General features: G+C 59.6%; 4 protein-coding genes. All 4 read left to right on the top strand.

Annotation, left to right across the window (positions count from 1 at the left end):
* The first annotated feature begins 2 nt into the window (after positions 1–2).
* Positions 3–824, top strand: a complete 822-nt coding sequence (locus K1Y02_26050) for a PIG-L family deacetylase (protein ID MBX7259845.1) — start codon at positions 3–5, stop codon at positions 822–824.
* Between the two features lie 50 nt (positions 825–874).
* Complete coding sequence (locus K1Y02_26055; protein ID MBX7259846.1) at positions 875–1771, top strand: helical backbone metal receptor; 897 nt, start codon at positions 875–877, stop codon at positions 1769–1771.
* Positions 1768–2571: an ABC transporter ATP-binding protein gene (locus K1Y02_26060; protein ID MBX7259847.1), complete on the top strand. Its 804-nt coding sequence runs from the start codon at positions 1768–1770 to the stop codon at positions 2569–2571. Before K1Y02_26055 ends, K1Y02_26060 begins: the two co-directional genes overlap by 4 nt.
* The coding region (locus K1Y02_26065; protein ID MBX7259848.1) for an iron ABC transporter permease at positions 2568–3601 on the top strand (1034 nt) is incomplete at its 3' end. The genes K1Y02_26060 and K1Y02_26065, both read left to right, overlap by 4 nt.

A 3601-nucleotide genomic window follows, 5' to 3' on the forward strand; every position in this document is an offset into this window, starting at 1 on the left:
TGTTGTACGTCCCCGATGGATTGCCGGTGGATGAAGCCCTCGCGCGCACGACGCATCTTTGCGTGGCCGCGCATCAAGACGACATCGAAATCATGGCCTACGACGGCATCATCAAGTGCTTTCAGCAGAAAGACAAGTGGTTTTGCGGCGTTGTGGTGACGAACGGCAGCGGCTCGCCGCGCGACGACGTGTACAAGGACTATACCGACGAGCAGATGCGCGTGATTCGTCAATTGGAGCAGAAGAAGGCCGCGATGGTCGGTGAGTACTCGGCCCAGGCACTGCTCGACTATCCGTCGTCCGCCATCAAAAGCGCGTCCGACACGCGGGCGGTCGAAGACCTTGTGCTCTTGCTGAAGAAGACCCGTCCTCAAGTGGTTTATACGCACAATCTCGCCGACAAGCATGACACGCACGTCGGCGTGACGCTCAAGCTCATCGCGGCGATTCGCAGCCTTCCAAGCAGCGAGCGGCCGCAGGCCCTGTACGGATGCGAAGTGTGGCGCGACCTCGATTGGCTCGTTGATACCGATAAAGTCGCTTTCGATTGTTCCGCGCACGAGAACCTGCAATTCGCCCTGTTGGGCGTGTTCGATTCGCAGGTAGCCGGCGGAAAGCGTTACGATCTTGCCACCTTAGGACGACGACGCGCGCATGCAACGTACCACGCTTCGCACAGCACCGACGCCACGACCGGCATCTGTTTTGGAATGGACCTGACTCCGCTCATCAAAGACGACAGTCTTGACGTGGCCCAATACGTCCAGCAGTTCATCGAACGTTTTGCGAACGATGTGGCTGCGCGTATCGCCAAATTCCGTTAAGCACAAGCAACGAGGTGGGCGCGACGAAGGGATACACTGCGGACACTAGCATGCGAAAGATACGCGCAACGTGCTTCGCGACATTCGTCGCGCTCGCCGTTTGTCTTGGGTGCGGCGCCCCGTCGTTACCCGCTCCCCGCGACACAAAGCATGGCGGCATTGTTACCTTTGGCCCGAACCTCACCGAGACCGTGTTTGCTTTGGGTCAAGGCGATAGGATTGTCGGGATCACATCGTTCTGCGACTATCCTCCCGAAGCCCTTTCAAAAGAAAGACTCGGCGGGTACCTCGATCCGAATTTGGAGCGCATCGCCGTGTTGCGCCCGTCGTTGTTGATTCTCCCCGGTCGCCACGAAAAGCTCTCGGAACTTGCCAAGCAATACAACATCCCGATCCTGAATGCTCACATGGACAACATGGAGTCCATTCACACAAGTATCGTCAATATCGGCGAGGCGTTGGAATGCCCGGATAAGGCCACGGCCCTCTGGAATTCGATCACCGTTCAACTCGATACGATTCGCGAGAAAGTGGGAGGGAAGCCGCGTCCAAAGGTCCTTCTCATCAACACGCGCACGAATCACGACCTGAACAACTTGTTCTCCGTGGGGAAGTCTTCCTTTCTCGCGGAGTTGACAGACGTAGCCGGAGGGGAGAACATCTTCAACGACGTCAACGATCCCTATTTCGAGGCGTCGAAGGAGACTATCGTGATGCGCGCCCCTGACGTAATCGTCGAGTTCCATTCCGGCGAACCGCTCACGCCCGAACAGCAGGCCGAGTTCGTGGCCGATTGGAACGAGCTCCCTTCGTTGCCTGCGGTGCAGAACAAGCGCGTGTACCTCTTCATGGAATCGTACGGATTGCGGCCGGGTCCGCGCATTGCGCTTACCGCACGCAAACTCGCCGAGATGTTACATCCCGGCATCGAGTTACCCGCACCATGACCCGATGCCTCGAAGCACAGTCGCTTGCCTTCGCCTATCCGAAGGGCGGCGACGTGTTCTCGGACGTTTTGATACGAGTTCAGGGCGGCGCGATGACAGGCATCGTTGGGCCGAACGGTTCTGGCAAGAGTACCTTGCTTAGGGTGCTGAGTGGATTCGAGAGAGCCCGTGCAGGGCGTGTTCTTCTTGACGGACGCCCCATCACGTCCTACTCGCATCGCGAGCGCGCGCAAGTTGTCGCGTTTCTTCCGCAAACCGCTACTCCGGTGTTTTCGCTACGAGTATTTGAGGTGGTATGCCTTGGGCGATTCCCTTATCTGGGCGCGCTCGGCGCGATGCGGCAAAGCGATAAGGCCATTGCCGAGCGCTGTCTGCGAGACACCGAGACTGAAGATTTGAGAGAGCGCGACTTCATGTCTTTGTCAGGCGGCGAACGGCAACGTGTGCTGCTTGCCAGTATTCTCGCCCAGGAACCCAGTTTGCTCCTGCTCGACGAACCGACGTCCGCGCTCGACATTCACCACCAGGCCGAGATTTTCAGTCTGCTTCAACGTCTTGCGCGCAACGGCTATGGTGTGTGCGCGGTGACCCATGATTTGAATCTGGCGGCATCCTATTGCGACCAGTTGCTGCTGTTGTCACGCAGCGAACCCAAACCCGTTGCCGTTGGTAAACCCGAAGACGTCGTGACGGAATCCCTGCTGTCGCGTGCGTATGGCGCTCCCATTCGTGTGTGCAGGCATCCGCTCACCGGAGCGCTATTGGTGTCCGCGGACATGCCGCAGGGAGTGGCGCCATGAAGTCACGATTGCCACACGCGGTCGTGGTCATCACGATTCTCGCAGCATGCGTGGTCCTGTTTGTTGCGAGTCTCGCCATTGGCACCGAGCGTGTCAGCCTGACTCAGGCCCTTGCGGAGTGGCATAGCGGCACACCCATGAACGAAGCCCCCGCGCTCAGCATACTGATTAACCAGCGCTTGCCGCGCACACTTGCCGCATTCATTACGGGCTGCGGACTCTCCCTTGCGGGGTGCGCGTTTCAAGCGCTGCTGCGCAATCCGCTTGCCACGCCGTATACCCTGGGCATCGACAGCTTCGGCGCGTTGGGCGCGTGGAGCGCCACCATCGCCTTGCAGGCCATCGCAGCCGCGGGCGCCGCATCAGCGTGGCCCGGCGCGCGCCTGCTTTCCGACACGGTAGTCTCTTTCGATGTGTTGGGCTTCTCTCTTGTGCAGGTGTCCGCGTTCGCGTTTGCCGCGGTGGATATGTTGCTCATCTACGCGATGGCCACGCGCAGCACGCGCATGGCTCCTTCCGTGTTGCTGCTCGCCGGCGTAACGCTCGGACTACTCGCCAACTCAGGCATTCTGTTCATGCGTTACCTCGCGCAACCCGACCGTCTTGTGAACATGGACCGTTGGCTCATGGGCGGCGTCGACATCATCGGCTACGAACCGGTCATCGCGTTGGTCATTGGCGTCACGCCGTGCGTCATCGTGCTGTTGGCGCAAGCGGCAAAGTTCGATCAACTCAGCTTCGGCGAAGAACTCGCCTCGGGTCGCGGCGTCAACGTGAAACGACTGCAGATCACGACGTTTCTCGTGTGCTCGCTGATGACGGGGATCATCGTCTCGAAGGTGGGACCCATCGGATTCGTCGGACTCATCGTGCCGCACGCTGTTCGCGCGCTGACCGGTTCGCGCCACCGCGTGCTCATGCCCATGACGCTGTTCGCGGGCGGAGCTTTCCTCTGCGTGTGCGACATCGTTTCCCGCAAAGTCATGACCGGCGAAACACCCATCGGGATCATCACATCGCTCGTCGGAGC

It is taken from the genome of Candidatus Hydrogenedentota bacterium (assembly GCA_019695095.1).
In the GTDB taxonomy this organism is placed as follows: Bacteria; Hydrogenedentota; Hydrogenedentia; order Hydrogenedentales; family SLHB01; genus JAIBAQ01.

Bases quoted from the DNA above. Each gene is read 5' to 3' on its own strand.
- K1Y02_26055 (MBX7259846.1), top strand. From the start codon at position 875: ATGCGAAAGATACGCGCAACGTGCTTCGCGACATTCGTCGCGCTCGCC.
- K1Y02_26060 (MBX7259847.1), top strand. From the start codon at position 1,768: ATGACCCGATGCCTCGAAGCACAGTCGCTTGCCTTCGCCTATCCGAAG.